Here is a 14,146-nt window from a genome sequence, read left to right as displayed (position 1 = left end):
GGGCAATTACACTGACCGCATGCCTGACCGCCGAACCGAACTGATGGATGCCGCACTCGGGGTGGTGGCAGAGAAGGGGATGAAAGGCCTGACGCATCGCGCTGTAGACGCAGCCGCAGGCCTGCCCGAGGGCACCACGTCAAACTACTTCCGCAGCCGTGCGGCCTTGGTCCAGGCCGCCGTGGGCCGCCTCCTGGAGCGTGATTCCGGGCTGCTCCAGGACGCCGGCCCGGCGGGGCCGCCGTCGAGCAGCAGTGAGCTGGCGGCGGGGCTGGCCGCTCTGGTCCTCGGCCTGGCACGGGAGCACGCGGGCCTCACGCGGGCGCGCATGGCCCTGTCCCTGGACCGCCCCGCAGCGGTGACAGCCGGCCATCACCTGCTGGTGTCCGGACTACAGGAGGCCCTTGAAGGCCTGGGAGTGGCGGACGCGCAGGCGCGGGCCCGGGATGTGGCGGACTACTGCGACGGCCTCCTGCTGCACCTGCTGACGGTCAGGCGGGACGAACAGCCCGCCCCGGTGTCCATTGCCGCAGCCATCGAAAGGCTGCTGGGCCCCTGAAGCCCGGCCGCCCGCCGTCGTGCCCGGCGCGCCCCACCCCCTGGCCCTCCGCAGCGTCAGGCGCGGCCCGGCCAGCCGGTGTAGGCCTCGGCAAGGTAGGCCATGCCGTGCCGGGACGAAACCACGGAGTTCAGCTCGCCGAGTTGGCGGGCGCGGGAGAAGTCGTCCGCGTCCGCGGGGGTGTGCAGCATGGTGGTCATCCAGTAGGAGAACTGCTGCGCTTTCCACACCCGGTCCAGGGCACGGTCGCTGTACGTCTCCAACAGGCGGCCGGACCCGGCGTTGTAGTGGCTGTCCAGCCCCTCGAAGAGGACCTTGACGTCATGGATGGCCAGGTTGAGGCCCTTGGCTCCGGTGGGCGGGACCGTATGCGCGGCGTCGCCGGCCAGGAACAGGTTGCCGTGCCGCATCGGCGTGTGGACAAAGCTGCGGAAGGGCAGCACCATCTTCTCCAGGACCGGGCCCTCCTTGAGTTCGAACCCGTTGCCGTTGACCCGGCCACGGAATTCAGCCCAGATCCGCTCGTCGTCCCACTCCGCCACGTTCTCTTTGGGATCGCACTGGAAGTACATCCGCTGGACCGTTTCGGTGCGCTGGCTGATCAGGGCGAACCCGTTGGCGGAGTTGGCGTAGATCAGTTCATCGGAACTGCGCGGCGCCTCGGCCAGGATGCCGAACCAGGCGAAGGGATACTCGTGGAAATACCACTTGCGGTGCGCCTCCGGGATCTGGACGCGGCAGTGGCTGCGCGAGCCGTCCGCCCCCACCAGGAAATCGGCCTGGATTTCGAATTCGGTCCCGTCGGAATCGGTGAACCAGACCTTCGGCTTGCCCTCCAGGTCATGGACCGAGGTGTCGCTGACGCTGTAGCGGACGTCGCCGCCGTCGGCCTTCCTGCGTGCCGCCAGGTCCAGGAACACGTCGGTCTGCGGGTAGAGCCACACCGACTCCCCCACCAGTTCCTTGAAATCGACGCGGTGGCTCTCGCCGTTGAACCGGAGCTCGATGCCGTCGTGCCGGTCGCCGTCGCGCAGCACCCGGTCCGAAACCCCGCTGTCCACCAGCAGGTTCACCGTGCCGTGCTCCAGGATGCCGGCCCGGACCGTGTGCGAGATTTCCTCGTGGCTGCGGGCCTCGACCACCGTGGACTCAATTCCGGCGGTGGACAGCAGGTGGGAGAGCATGAGGCCCGCCGGTCCGCCACCCATGATGGCTACCTGCGTGGTGATGATTTTTCGTGCCATGACTGCGTCTCGCTTCGTTGCGGGGCCCGGGAGGGGCCGGAGTGGTTGCCTGGCATTCAGTGTGGGCCCGCAAGGGTGACTGGCGTTACAGCAATTCCGTTCAACAGAAGCAATAGGGATGGAATCAGGTCCCGGCCAGGCCGCGCGCGATGCCCCGGGCTGCGGTCTGCAGCGCGGGAACGAGGGCCTGGAGGCGCATCTCCTGCAGGGGCACCACCACACCCAGCGACGCCACCGCCCGCTTCCGGCGGTCCAGGACCGGCACGGCGATCCCCCAAGTGTCCGGGTCAACCACGCCCTTCAGCTGCGCGTAGCCCTGGCGGGAGGTTTCGGCCAGCAGCGTCCGGACGCCGTCCGCGGTGAGCCTGCCGTCCGGGTCGGTGAACGCCGCCAGGTACCTGGCCTGGACGGCCTTGTCCTGATGGGCCATCAACGCCAGCCCTGCGGACGAAATGTGGATGGGCATCCTGCCCGCCACCTGGGCCCGGTTGGCCACTGAGCCACGCCGGGACAGGCGCTCCACGAAGAGCGCTTCCCAGCCATCAAGCACTGCCAGATTGACGTTCTGGTTCAGCACCTGCTGGATGTCCTCCATGAACGGCATGGCGGCCTGCCGCAGCGCCAGGGCGGGTGAGGCGCGGTTTACCAGTTCCCAGAGCCGGAGCCCGGGGCGGACCAGTCCACCCGGGGCGGTTTCCAGCAGCCCGTGCCCGGCCAGCTGGCCTACCAGCCGGTGGGTGGTGGTCAGCGGAAGGCCGGCCCGCTCCGCGAGATCGGACAACCGGAGGTCACCCACGTCCTGGGGAAAGGCAGAGATCAGGCGCACAATCCGGTCCACCACCGAGTCGCCAGAGCTCGAGTTCGCCACGCCAGTCCTTCCGTTCAACGGGAAGTCCAGCGTACCGTGCCCGCGTGGAGGCCACGCAGGGAAGGCGGTCAGGCCGGCGTCGTACCCCGCCTGAGGCGGCGCCACGCGCCGGGAGCCAGGACCACGGCAATGCCGACGGCGGCCCCAATGACGGTCTCGATGATGCGGTCGCGCAGCAAAAGGGTTGGCGAGGCCGGCACCACCAGCAGCGTTGACACCAGCGCCAGGGGCGTAACGAACACCTGGGCCAGCAGGTACTGGCGGAGGATGAACATTTCGGCGCCGAACTGGCACAGCGCCATGACGAGCACGGTCTGCCAGGGCTGCAGGCCGAGGAGCAGGACAGCGGCCAGCACCAAAAGGCCCAGGACGGTGCCGATGATCCTTTGGAAACCCCGGCGCACCCGGTGGCGTGTGCTGTGGCCCACCAGGGGAACCACCGCCGCCACCATGGCCCAATAGTTGTGCCCAAACCCCAGCCGGCTGCCGGCCCAGGTTGCCAATGAACCGGCAAGTCCCGCGGCGATGAGGTAACCGAAGCCCTCGAGCCACGCCGCACGCCTCTCGGCGGGAGTGCGGCGGATCCGGGGCGGCCGGGTCCAGGGAGTGCGGTGGCTGGGAAGGATCCGGGACGAAAACCCGATCAGCAGGGCAAACACCGTGGTGAGGACCGCCACCAGCATTCCCTGCCACAGGGGCGGCTGGTTGGGAATGGAAGCGATGGCGGCAAAGGCGAAAATATGGAAAAGAGAGCCCGCCGGGCGAAGCCTCAGCCACGAGATGGCCACCGAACAGGCTCCGGCAACGAGGGTGGTGGCCAGGACCAGGAGCCAGGTTGTGGAGGAGCGGTCCAGGCCCCAGGCGGATTCCATCCGTGCAGCGAGCGCCGCCAGGAAGATCACCAGCAGCATCAGCAGCCCGGCGCGCAACTGGAGCATGCACCGGACGGCGTGCGGCTCGCCGCGGCCGTAGATCCCCGTGAATGCGCCGAAGGACGCGAAAATCGCCAGGTCCAGCCGGCCCAGGAGCACGAGGGTGATCAGCGGCACGAAGACGCCGACGGCGCACCGAAGCGCAGGATGGTGGTCCTTGTTGCCGGGGCCAATGCTGAACATCTCGGCAAACATCTTCACGTGGGCAGCGCCTTCCTTGGGGGTGGGGTGGGTCGGGCGGCCGCGCTGACGTTCCTGCTAAATCCTACGGTGGAGGCGCCGGGAACGCCCGGCACGTTCCCATGAATGGAATCAGGACGCAACGCGGCCGAAACAGCACCCCGTGATGCTTGAGTCATGAAGCGCCCTCCGCAGAACTCGCCCGCCGCCGGCCTGAGCTGCGAAGTCTGCGGCCGAATGCCTGAGCCGCCCAAGGCGCGGCTCACAGTGGCCAACGTGGCCGTGATGCTGCCCATCGAACTGCTGGTCCACGCCCTGGTGGTGGAGACCCATCTTCCCTACGTGGCCAAGGTTTTGGTGCTGACCATCACGGCAACGGTCCTGGTGATCTGGGTGGCCGAACCGTCGGCGGCAAGGATCCTGCGCAGCTGGCTCCATGCCCCGGCGTTGCGGCACCGCCGCCAGCTGGCGGCAGCCCCGTCACTGTGGCGCGCGCGGACACTGCTGGCGGACCAGCCGGGGTCGCTGCAGAGGATGACCCGGGCACTGGCCAAGCTGGACGCCAACATCCTGGGCCTGCATGTGCACCCGGCCCCGGACGGGGTCCTGGACGAGTTCGTCCTCGCGGTCCCTGGCGAGGTGGGCGACCAAGAGCTGCTGGCGGCCTTGCACGACGGCGGCGGCAGCCGTTCGCACGTGTGGCCCACCACTTCCCTGGCTATGGCGGACGGGCAGACGAAAGCGCTCAGCCTCGCCGCGCGGATCGCGGCCGCCCCGGACGAGCTGCCGCTGGCGGTGGCCGAGCTCCTGCGCGCCCGGATCGTGCCGGCGCAGGATGCCGGGGCGATGGCCGACGACGGGACACGCCTGAAGATCCCCACCGCGTGGGAGGGTCCCATCACCTTTTCCCGGCCGGGCGAGCCATTTACCCTCGCCGAATCAGCGCGGGCACACCGGCTCGCCGAGCTGGCCGAGACGCTGTCCCACCGCCGGGCGGACACTTTCCCGTAGCGTCCGGCCGGAGCCGGCACCAGTCACAATCCGTTGGCAGGGTCCCGCCGGACGCTGCCGGACAAAAAACCCTTGACAGTGGCGGGAGTCACTTCTACCTTTGATTTTGGGATCCCATTTTGGGATCCCAAAACTGCGGCAGCACCGGGCGCTCCGGATCGCCCCACGCACCGTTTTCCCGCCCGGCAGGCTGACTGTCCTGCCGGGCGGACTCCCTGCCTTTCGTTTCCCTCCCCATCCGTAAACTTCCCCGTGAAGGAGAAGCTGTGTCCATCCCAAACACTGAAACAGCGGCCACGCCCGACGAGGCCGCATCCCTGACCACCGAACAATCCGGAAAGGGCGGCACGCAACGGCGCACTGCCGTCCGCTGGAAGCTCTTCCTGCTGCTTCTGGTCCTCGTGTCCGTCAACTACATCGACCGCGGCTCCATCTCCGTGGCCTTGCCCATCATCCAAAAGGAATTCAACCTGGCCCCCGAACTGGTGGGCCTGCTGTTGTCCGCCTTCTTCTGGACCTACGCCCTCATGCAGGTCCCCGTGGGCTGGCTGATCGACAAGTTCGGCCCCCGCAAGGTGATGACCGCGTCCTGCCTCGGCTGGGGCGTCGCCACGGCAGCCTCCGGCATGGCCGGTGGATTCCTGAGCATGTTCATCGCCCGGCTTGGGATCGGCGTCACCGAAGCCGGCGTGATGCCGGCCGGCGGCAAACTCAACGCCATCTGGATGCACCGGTCCGAACGCGGCCGCGGCGCCACCATCCTGGACGCCGGCGCCCCCCTGGGTGCCGGGCTGGGCGGCATCATCATCGCCAGCCTCATCGCCTCCACCGGGAGCTGGCGCTGGTCCTTCGTCATCGCCGGCGCGGCCACCGTCCTCATGGGCCTCGCCGTTTGGTGGTACGTCCGGGACAACCCCCGCCAGCACCGCGGCGTCAACGACGCCGAGGCCTCCTACATTGAAGCCTCGCATGCCGCCGAGGACGCCGAGGCGGCCGTGGATGGCAGCAAGGGCAAGCGCGGCCTGCTCCCCTACCTCAAGTTCCGTTCCTTCTGGGCCATGTGCCTGGGCTGGCTGGGATTCAACGGAGTCTTCTACGGCCTGCTGACCTGGGGCCCGCTGTACCTGGCCCAAGCCAAGGGCTTCGACCTGAAAACCATCGGCTGGTCCACGCTGGTCATCTTCGGCGCCGGCTTCGTCGGGGAAATCATCGGCGGCACCATTGCCGACAAATGGCGGGCGTCCGGTGCCTCGGCAAACCTGGTGATGCGAACCCTCCTGGGTATCTCAAGCGCCATCGTGGTCGCCGGCCTCGTGGGCGTCACCGTGGTCCCGGACGCAACCACCGCCGTGGTGCTGCTCTCGCTCGTCCTGTTCTTCCTGCGCTGGGTAGGCCTGTTCTGGAGCATCCCGGCCATCCTTGGCGGACGTACCAACGCCGGCGTCCTGGGCGGCGCCATGAACCTCAGCGGCAACATCTCGGGTTTCGTGACCCCGATCGTCGTCGGCCTGATCGTCGGGGCCACCGGTTCCTACACCTGGGCCCTGCTGTACTTCGTCGGTTCCGCGGTGATCATGGGCGTCTCGGTCCTCACCCTGAACTACAACAAGCGGCTTCCTGTCTAAGCTGGCCCTCGCAGGGAAAACCTGCAAACCACGCCCCCGCAGCCGGGAGCAGTGCCATACAAGAAATCGAAAATGGAGCACCATGCTGACCGCAGAAGAGACCCAGGACAAGGACCGCCCCCTCCGCGAGACCGTCCGGGACACACTCCGCACCCGCATTTTCGAAGGACACTACGCTCCCGGCACGCGGCTGGTGGAACGCGACCTCGCCGCCGAATTCTCCGTATCCCGCCTGCCGGTCCGCGAAGCCCTCCGCATGCTCCGCCAGGAAGGCCTGATCAGCGACCGCGGGGCCCGCGGGGCGGAAGTAAGCAGCCTCAGCCCCAAGGATGTCGAGGACCTCTTCGACGTCCGGCAGTCCCTCGAGGTGCTGGCCTGCCGGCTCGCCGCGCGGCGGGCGACCGCGGAGGACCTCGCCTACCTCAAGGGACTGCTGGACAACGCCGAGGGTTTCCTGGCCAAGGGGGCGGTGATGGAAGCGCACCGCTCCAACAGCGAGTTCCACGACGCCATTACCGGCATCGCGGACAACAACTTCCTCAAATCGGCCCTGGAACCCCTGCAGGGCCGGATGCACTGGCTGTTCCGGCACGTCAGCGACCTGCCCGAACTGATCAGCGAACACCGGGAGCTCTACACCGCCATTGCCAGCGGCGATCCCGACCGGGCGGCCGCGCAATCCGCCTCCCACATCGGGAAGTACCGGGAGCAGTTCCCCGAGGACTTCCAGAAGACCGAACCAGAATTCCACCGGAAGAGAAAATGAAACTCCTGGTCATCAACCCCAACATCAGCGCCGACGTCACGGCCCTGATCGAATCCGAGGCGCTCCGCTCGGCCTCCCCCGGCACCCGCCTGGAAGTGCGGACGGCCGGCCACGGCGTCGAATACATCGAGACGAGGTTCGAATCCCTCATCGCCGCCGGTGCCCTCGCAGAAATCATCGCCGAGCACACCCGCCCCGGCGCGGACCCGGTTGACGCCATCGTGGTGGCAGCCTTCGGCGACCCCGGCATGCCCGCCTTGAAGGAATTGGCCGATGTCCCCGTCATCGGCATCACCGAGGCCGCGCTCTGCGCCGCGGCGCTGCAGGGCCACCGGTTCTCCATCATTGCCATCTCGGACCGGATCAAGCCCTGGTACCGCGAGTGCGTGGAACACTTCGGGCTGGCCGGCCGGCTGGCCTCCATTCGCTCCATCAACGACTCCCTCCACAGCATCGCCTCCGTCCAGCAGGACTTCAAGGAAACCCTGCTGGCACTCAGCCGGCAGGCCGTGGCGGAGGACGGGGCCGACGTCGTCATCCTCGCCGGAGCCCCGCTGGCCGGGCTCGCCCGCGAGCTCGACGGACAGATCCCCGTGCCGGTTGTGGACGGAATCTCCGCCGGCATCCGCATGGCCGAAGCGGTGGCCGGACTGCGGTCCGGGCCGCACCGCGCCGGTGCATTCGCGCCTCCCCCGACCAAGGACCGCAAAGGCCTCTCCGGCGCCCTGGACGCAGCCCTTGCGGCCCGCCAGGAGCCCGCCGGCACGCCCCAGCCTGCCGCCTAACGCCACCACACCCACAAGGAGGACACCGATGTCCCAACACCCAGAACTTGTCATTGCCAACGCCACGGTCGTCAACAGCACAGGACGCCAGGACGCCCACATCGTGGTGCACGAGGGCCGCATCGCTGCCCTCATCGACGCCGACCAGCCCGTCCCCGCGGCCGGCCGCACCATTGACGCCGCCGGCAAACTCGTCATCCCCGGCGGCGTTGACGGTCACTGCCACGTCGCCCAGGTCACCGGACGCTTCCGGACCCTTGACGACTACCGGACCACGTCCACCGCGGCACTGTGGGGCGGCACCACCACCATCATCGACTTCGGGATCCCCCGGGATGCCCAGGAAACCCCCCTCGCCGCGGTCCTGAACAAGAAGGAACTCGCCACCGAATCCCGCTGCGACGTGGCGCTCCACGGCGCAGTGGTCAGCTGGGACGAAACAGTGCCGTGGCAGCTTGAGCAGCTGGCAGCGGAAGGCGTCCGCTCGGTGAAGATGTACACCACCAACCGCGGCACCACCATGGCCGACGGCGACACCATCCTCAAAGTCATGCGGGAAATGGTGCGGTTGGACGGGCTCGCGTACATCCACGCCGAGCACGACCCCATCATTGCCGACTGCACCGAACAGCACGCCCAGGACGGCCGGATCGGGATCGAACACCTGCACCGGACCCGGCCGGAGCTGGCCGAGGAGGTCTCGGTGCAGGAAACCCTGGCCATGGCCGAATACACCGGCGCACCCGTCTACTTTGTCCACCAGTCCACGCCGGGAGCAGTTGACCTGGTCTCCCAGGCACGGGAGCGTGGGCTTGAGGCTTACTCCGAGACCTGCCCGCACTACGTCACGCTGGACGACACCGTCTACGCCTCCAGGTTCCCGGAGTGGTTCGCCTGCTGCCCGCCCATGCGCAGCGCCGAAACCGTGGCGGCCCTCAAGGAGCGGCTGGCGTCCGGCGACATCCACACCATGTCCTCGGACCACTCCTGCTACGACCTGTCCCAGAAGCGCGAGCGCACCGATGACGTGCGCGCCATGCCGCACGGCCTCCCCGGGGTTGAAACGCGCATGCCGGTCACCTTCACCGCCATGACGTCCGCAGGCGCCACCGTGGAACAGTTCGTCAGCGCCTTCTCCGCCGAACCCGCAAGGATCAACGCAGTCCCCGGCAAAGGCCGCATCGCTGAGGGGTTTGACGCGGACCTGGTGGTTTTCGACCCCGCCGAAGAGCGCACGGTGAACGGCGAAGCACTGCACATGGGAACTGACTTTTCGCCGTTCGACGGCAAGGCTCTCAGGGGCTGGCCCGCCGTCGTGGTTTCCAACGGCAGGGTGGTGCTGGACGCTGACGGCTTCCACGACCCCGGCGCCGCGGGCCGGTTCATCAGCCGCAACGGCTTCCGCGAACACCAGTCCCTTCCCGCCGGCGTGGCGCACGCCGCCGCCCACTAGGAGTTCCCATGCCTGCAACCACCCGCCCCCGCCGGATCGGCATGATCGTGCCGTCCTCCAACACCTGCCTGGAGCCGCAAACCTACCGCATCCTCGGCGCCCGGACCGACGTCACCGTCCATTTCACCCGGATTCCCGTCACCCGGATCGCCCTGGACGATTCCTCCAACCGCCAGTTCGACCCCGCCGTCATGCGGGAGGCCGCACAGCTGCTGGCGACGGCGGACGTGGACGTGATTGCCTGGAACGGCACCTCGGGTTCGTGGCTGGGCCCGGCGCACGACCGGGAGCTGGCAGCGGAAATTACCGGCGCCACCGGCATCCCGGCCACCACCTCCACGCTGGCCTATTTTGAGGCGTTCCAGGCCTTCGGCACCGAACGGATCGGCCTGTTCACCCCGTACACGGAGGATGTGAACCACCAGGTCATCGCATCCTACGAGCGCGAAGGGATCAAAACCGTGGACCACCGGGCGCTCGGACTCAGCGACAACGAGTCCTTTGCCCGGGTCACCGATGAGGAGATGCTGCCGGGATCACGGGAACTCGCCGCCACCGCTCCCGACGCCCTGGTGTACCTGTGCACCAACCTCTACGGGGCAAACATCACCGCGGAGATCGAGGAGGGCACCGGGGTGCCGGTCCTTGATTCCGTGGCGGTCACGCTGTGGCACGCGCTGAAACTGGCAGGTGCTCCGCTGCTGGATCCGCGCTGGGGCAGGCTCCTGGCATAGCCGGCCTGCCCCAGCGGGGCCCTACATCCGCAGGGTCAGGGCTCCGGGCTCAATGCTCATCAGCACGTGCTTGCCCTCGCCCTCGTGGTCCCCGTCCAGCTGGTAGTCGTCCTTGTGCTCCAGGGTGATCTCGACCGTCTTGCCCTGGAAATACTCCACCGCCGTATCCCGGTTCCGGCCCTTGCCGATGATGCCCGCCAGCACCGACAGCCAGCCGAGCTTGCCGTGGTGGGGTGCCAGGACCGCGATGTCCAGCAGGCCGTCGTCGATCTTGGCGTCGGGGAAGATCTCCAGTCCGCCCTGGACCTTGCCGCAGTTGCCCACCATTACGCTGCGCACACCGCGGTGCAGCACGTCCTTGCCGTCAATGGCCACCGTTGCCTTCACCGGCTTGCCGGGCAGGTTCCGGATTCCGGCATCGACGTAGGCCAGCCAGCCCACCTTGTCCTTCAGGTCCTCGTTGGTGTCGCCCATGATGGTGGCGTCATAGCCCATGCCGGCCATGACCAGGAAGAGCTGGTCCTGGTCCGGGTCGCTGCGCTTGGCGCGGACCACGTCGATCTTCCGCTCGGCGCCGGTCAGGGCGCCGGCCATGGCGCCGTCGTAATCGGTCACGTCCATGCCCAGGTTGCGCGCCAGCAGGTTCCCCGTCCCCAACGGCAGCAGGCCCATGGGGATGTCGCCGCCGGACAGGACCTCGGCGACGCACCGCACGGTGCCGTCGCCGCCGGCCGCGATGACCAGGTCGGCTCCCTGCGCCAGGGCTTCCTTTGCCTGGCCGACGCCGGGGTCCTCCTTGGTGGTCTCCAGCCAGATGGGCTCGCCCCAGCCGTTCTCGACGCAGTGCTTGGCCACCAGGCCGCGCACGTCGAAGTCCACCGGCTTGGCAGGATTGACAATGATGGCGGCACGTTTGGGGGAAGTGGAGCTGTTGTCAGTCATGGCGTCCTCTGATGGGGTGGAAAGCAAGCAGGCTGTTGAAAGAAGAGTAACCCGTCGCGGCCGCGGTTCCGCGCCTACAGTGCCTTGACGGCGCCCAGCACCTGGGCCAGCGAGTCCTTGGCATCCCCGAACAGCAGGGACGTCTGCGGCTGGTACAGGAGGTCGTTCTCGATGCCGGCGAACCCCGGACGCATGGAGCGCTTAAGGAACACCACCTGCCGTGCCTCCGCCACCTCCAGGATGGGCATCCCGTAGATCGGGGACCCGGAAGAGGTCTTGGCCGCCGGGTTCACCACATCGTTGGCGCCCACCACCAGGGCTACGTCCGTCGTCTTGAACTCGGGGTTGATCTCCCCCATTTCCTTGAGCGACTCGTACGGCACATTCGCCTCCGCCAGGAGCACATTCATGTGCCCGGGCATGCGGCCGGCCACCGGATGGATGGCAAAAGCCACCTCGATGCCCCGGGCTTCCAGGGCAAGGGCCAACTCGGCGGCGGTGTGCTGCCCTTGGGCCACCGCCAGGCCGTACCCGGGGACGATAATCACCCGCTGGGCATACCCCAACAGCACCGCCACGTCCTCCGGCGAGGAGGACCGGACGGGACGCTCGCTCACCGCAGTGGACCCCGCCGTCGAGCCTCCCCGGAAGGCACCGAACAGGATGCCCGCCACGCTGCGCCCCATGGCAGCCGCCATGGCCCGCGTGAGGATGGTGCCCGAGGCACCCACCAGGGTTCCGGCCACCACCAGCAGGACATTGCCCAGCACCACGCCGGATGCCGCGACGGCCAGGCCGGTGAAGGCGTTCAGCAGCGAAATGACGATGGGCACGTCCGCACCGCCCACGGGCAGCACCAGCAGGAGGCCCGCGGCGAGGCCCAGCGCCAGCAGCAGGACCGCCATTGGCAGCGACCCTGAAAGGACGACGGCGGCTCCGGAGGCCACCGCCGCCAGCAGCACCACCGACATCACCACGGGGAGCCCGGGGAACACCACGGGCCGGGTGGTCATCAGCTCCTGCAGCTTGGCGAACGTGACGCCCGAGCCGGCGAAGGAAACGGCTCCCACCAGGAGCGTGAAAACGATGGCCACGCGGACCCACGGATCCCCCGCATGGCCGAGTTCGAGAAGGGCTACCAGCGCGGCAGCGCCGCCACCCACCCCGTTGAACAGGGCCACCAGCTGCGGCATCTGCGTCATCCTGACCCGCCGGGCAACGGGGGCGGCCACGGCGGAGCCCACCACGATGGCGCCCAGGATCCACGGGATGTTCTCCAGCCGGGCGGACAGGAAGACCGTCACTACGGCGATCACGGCACCGAGAGCGCCCAGCAGGTTTCCGCGGCGTGCCGTGCGGGGCGAACTGAGGCCGCGGAGCGCCAGGATGAAGAACACGGCGGCAGCCAGGTACAACAGGGCGGTCCAGACGGGATCGAGGATGCTCATTTGCTGCCCGCCTTGGGCTGGGCGCCCGCCTTCACGGTGTCCTTCTTTGCGTGGAACATGTGCAGCATCCGATCGGTCACCACGAACCCGCCCACCAGGTTGGCGGTGGCGAGGACGACGGCGAGCAGCGCCACCGCCAGGACCCACGGGTCCGCCGCCTGGCCGGCCACGATGATGGCACCCACCAGGATGATCCCGTGGATGGCGTTCGCCCCGGACATCAGCGGCGTGTGCAGGGTGCTGGAAACCTTGGACACCACTTCGAAGCCTACGAACACCGCCAGCACGGTAATGGTCAGCAGTGCCGTCCCGTCCATCAGAGTGCTCCGTCGTGCCGGGCCGCGGCCGCTGCGCCGGTCCGGGCCGCCAGCAGTTCGGCGGTGGGCCGGTGCCGCACCGCGCCGTCGTGGGTCAGGCAGGCTCCGGCCACCACTTCGTCATCGAAATCCAGGGCCAGCGCGCCGTCCCGGACCATCAGCGCCAGCAGGTTGGCCACGTTCTTGGCGTAGAGGCGGGAGGCGTCCGACGCCATCGCCGAGGCCGGGTCCTTCAAGCCCACCAGGGTGATGTGCCCTGAGCCGTCCGCGATGGGGATGGGGATGTCCTGGCCGGGCACCGAGCCTTCAACATTCCCGCCGGACTCTGCCGCCAGGTCGACGACGACCGATCCCGGCCGCATGCCCTGCACCATCTCCCGTGTCACCAGGAGGGGCGCCGGACGCCCGGGCACTGCCGCCGTCGTAATCAATACGTCCGACTGCGCCACGTGCGGTGCCAGCAGCTGCCGTTGCCGGGTGCCGGCGTCGGAGCTCAACTGCCGGGCATAGCCGCCGGCCGCTTCCGCCGTTTCGAGGTCCAGCCGGATGAAGGTGCCGCCCATGGACGCCACCTCGTCGGCCGACGCCGGGCGGATGTCGTTGGCGAACACCCGCGCGCCCAGGCGCTTGGCGGTGCCGATGGCCTGCAGCCCTGCCACGCCTGCGCCGAGCACCAGCACGCGGGCCGGCGGGACGGTGCCCGCGGCCGTCATGTAGAGCGGAAAGAAGCGGGGCAGCCGGATGGCGGCCTCCAGCACGCAGCGGTACCCGGCCACCAGCGCCTGGGACGTCAGCGCGTCCATGGACTGGGCCCGGGAAATGCGGGGCACCAGTTCGAGGGCGAAGGAGGTCACCCCGCTGGCCGCGAGCGCCTGCACCATGGGCAGTTCGGACGACGGCGACGCGAGCCCCACGGTGACGGCTCCCCTTTTCAAGGCCGCGGCGGTGTCCTGGTCCAGCGGGCGGACATGGGCCAGGATGTCGACGGCGGAGGTGTCCAGTTCCGGGACGACTTCCGCGCCCGCCTGCCGGAAGTCATGGTCGGAATGGCCGGCGGCGGTGCCCGCCCCGGCTTCGACCAGGACTTCCAGGCCCATTCCGGTCAACTGCCTGACGGTATCGGGAGTGGCGGCCACGCGCCGCTCGCCCTCCCGGCGTTCCCGCGGAATGCCCAGTTTCACCCGCAGCCTCCTCTTCCTGAAGGGCGTTGCAGCGGCTCTGCTGCACGCAGTTGGCTTGAGTCTAGAGCCCTGCGCGCCGCGGCGGGAGTAGGGTGGCCGGC

General features: G+C 68.5%; 14 protein-coding genes. 7 read left to right on the top strand and 7 right to left on the bottom strand.

The window, feature by feature from the left end:
* Positions 1-19: 19 nt before the first annotated feature.
* Entirely contained in the window at positions 20-559 is a 540-nt protein-coding gene (locus tag QRN53_RS20460; protein ID WP_285245644.1) for a TetR/AcrR family transcriptional regulator, read from the top strand.
* 56 nt (positions 560-615) lie between these two features.
* On the opposite strand, the gene QRN53_RS20455 is transcribed toward QRN53_RS20460, so the two are convergent.
* From QRN53_RS20455 to QRN53_RS20445, 3 genes are all read right to left on the bottom strand, one after another.
* Positions 616-1,803 carry a 4-hydroxybenzoate 3-monooxygenase gene (locus QRN53_RS20455; RefSeq protein WP_285245643.1) on the bottom strand — a complete coding sequence of 396 codons (1,188 nt, stop codon included), beginning with the start codon at positions 1,801-1,803 and terminating at the stop codon, positions 616-618.
* Between the two features lie 124 nt (positions 1,804-1,927).
* Positions 1,928-2,671: an IclR family transcriptional regulator gene (locus tag QRN53_RS20450; protein WP_285245642.1), complete on the bottom strand. Its 744-nt coding sequence runs from the start codon at positions 2,669-2,671 to the stop codon at positions 1,928-1,930.
* 68 nt (positions 2,672-2,739) lie between these two features.
* Positions 2,740-3,804, bottom strand: coding sequence for an FUSC family protein (locus QRN53_RS20445; protein ID WP_285245641.1), 1,065 nt, complete (start codon positions 3,802-3,804; stop codon positions 2,740-2,742).
* Positions 3,805-3,960: 156 nt separating this feature from the next.
* Between QRN53_RS20445 and QRN53_RS20440 the strand changes: the two genes are divergently transcribed.
* From QRN53_RS20440 to QRN53_RS20415, 6 genes are all read left to right on the top strand, one after another.
* Positions 3,961-4,794: an ACT domain-containing protein gene (locus QRN53_RS20440; protein WP_285245640.1), complete on the top strand. Its 834-nt coding sequence runs from the start codon at positions 3,961-3,963 to the stop codon at positions 4,792-4,794.
* A gap of 266 nt (positions 4,795-5,060) precedes the next feature.
* Positions 5,061-6,419: an MFS transporter gene (locus tag QRN53_RS20435; RefSeq protein WP_285245639.1), complete on the top strand. Its 1,359-nt coding sequence runs from the start codon at positions 5,061-5,063 to the stop codon at positions 6,417-6,419.
* Positions 6,420-6,501: 82 nt separating this feature from the next.
* Positions 6,502-7,185, top strand: a complete 684-nt coding sequence (locus tag QRN53_RS20430; protein ID WP_285245638.1) for a GntR family transcriptional regulator — start codon at positions 6,502-6,504, stop codon at positions 7,183-7,185.
* Positions 7,182-7,970 (top strand): aspartate/glutamate racemase family protein, encoded by a 789-nt coding sequence (locus QRN53_RS20425; protein ID WP_285245637.1) that lies wholly within the window; start codon positions 7,182-7,184, stop codon positions 7,968-7,970. The genes QRN53_RS20430 and QRN53_RS20425 overlap by 4 nt, the downstream gene beginning before the upstream one ends.
* A gap of 28 nt (positions 7,971-7,998) precedes the next feature.
* On the top strand, positions 7,999-9,423 hold the full coding sequence (locus QRN53_RS20420; RefSeq protein ID WP_285245636.1) for an amidohydrolase family protein: 1,425 nt from the start codon (positions 7,999-8,001) through the stop codon (positions 9,421-9,423).
* An 8-nt stretch (positions 9,424-9,431) separates the two neighbouring features.
* Positions 9,432-10,157: a maleate cis-trans isomerase family protein gene (locus QRN53_RS20415; RefSeq protein ID WP_285245635.1), complete on the top strand. Its 726-nt coding sequence runs from the start codon at positions 9,432-9,434 to the stop codon at positions 10,155-10,157.
* Positions 10,158-10,178: 21 nt separating this feature from the next.
* Here the strand turns inward: QRN53_RS20415 and QRN53_RS20410 are convergent, their stop codons facing one another.
* The 4 genes from QRN53_RS20410 to QRN53_RS20395 all read right to left on the bottom strand — a co-directional run bounded on the left by QRN53_RS20410 (position 10,179) and on the right by QRN53_RS20395 (position 14,045).
* Positions 10,179-11,099, bottom strand: a complete 921-nt coding sequence (locus QRN53_RS20410) for a diacylglycerol/lipid kinase family protein (protein WP_285245634.1) — start codon at positions 11,097-11,099, stop codon at positions 10,179-10,181.
* A 74-nt stretch (positions 11,100-11,173) separates the two neighbouring features.
* Complete coding sequence (locus QRN53_RS20405) at positions 11,174-12,547, bottom strand: NAD(P)(+) transhydrogenase (Re/Si-specific) subunit beta (protein ID WP_285245633.1); 1,374 nt, start codon at positions 12,545-12,547, stop codon at positions 11,174-11,176.
* Positions 12,544-12,864, bottom strand: coding sequence for an NAD(P) transhydrogenase subunit alpha part 2 (locus tag QRN53_RS20400; RefSeq protein ID WP_285245632.1), 321 nt, complete (start codon positions 12,862-12,864; stop codon positions 12,544-12,546). The genes QRN53_RS20405 and QRN53_RS20400 overlap by 4 nt, the downstream gene beginning before the upstream one ends.
* Positions 12,864-14,045 (bottom strand): Re/Si-specific NAD(P)(+) transhydrogenase subunit alpha, encoded by a 1,182-nt coding sequence (locus QRN53_RS20395; protein WP_285245631.1) that lies wholly within the window; start codon positions 14,043-14,045, stop codon positions 12,864-12,866. Before QRN53_RS20395 ends, QRN53_RS20400 begins: the two co-directional genes overlap by 1 nt.
* Positions 14,046-14,146 lie beyond the last annotated feature (101 nt).

The organism is Pseudarthrobacter sp. fls2-241-R2A-127, from assembly GCF_030209355.1.
Taxonomy (GTDB): domain Bacteria; phylum Actinomycetota; class Actinomycetes; order Actinomycetales; family Micrococcaceae; genus Arthrobacter.
This window is presented reverse-complemented; position numbering and strand designations above follow the sequence as displayed.